Origin of the sequence: Facklamia lactis, from assembly GCF_015863205.1 — a bacterium.
In the GTDB taxonomy this organism is placed as follows: domain Bacteria; phylum Bacillota; class Bacilli; order Lactobacillales; family Aerococcaceae; genus Facklamia; species Facklamia lactis.
Map to the genome: position 1 here is coordinate 1 of NZ_JACBXQ010000026.1, position 569 is coordinate 569.

1 protein-coding gene is annotated in these 569 nt (G+C 42.9%); it reads left to right on the forward strand.

The genetic code is table 11. From position 1 onward, the window contains the following. Positions 1-569: RNA-guided endonuclease IscB (gene iscB, locus HZY91_RS10835; protein WP_197116279.1), on the forward strand; the 569-nt coding region annotated here is incomplete at both ends.

Sequence of the window (569 nt, forward strand, 5' to 3'; positions counted from 1 at the left end):
GGCGAATTACAAACGAATTCCAATTACCATCATCTTGAAAAAATCAGTAGACGAATCAGAAATTAAAGCAACCGATCGGCTAAAAATCGACTATGGAAGCAGGCATACAGGATTAGCGATTTTGCGAGGACAAGAAGTGTTGTGGCTTGCACAACTTGACCATCGCACAGACATCAAAGAGCGATTAGACAAAAGACGGGCGTTTCGTCGTGCAAGAAGAAAGCGAAAAACTCGATACAGAAAACCACGTTTTCTTAATCGTAGGAGAAAAGACGGGTGGTTGCCACCATCGTTAGAGAGTCGTGTGCAAAATATTCAAACATGGGTGGAACGTTTAAGGAAGATATGTCCGATTGAGCATATATCGTACGAGAACGCAAAGTTTGACACGCAACTCATGCGAAATCCTGAAATCAATGGTGTAGAGTATCAACAAGGCACGCTACAAGGATATGAAGTACGGGAGTATTTGCTTGAAAAGTTTGGGCGGAAGTGCTGTTATTGTGGAAAAGAAGGCGTTCCGCTTGAAATCGAGCATATCATTCCAAAATCGAGAGGTGGAACAGACC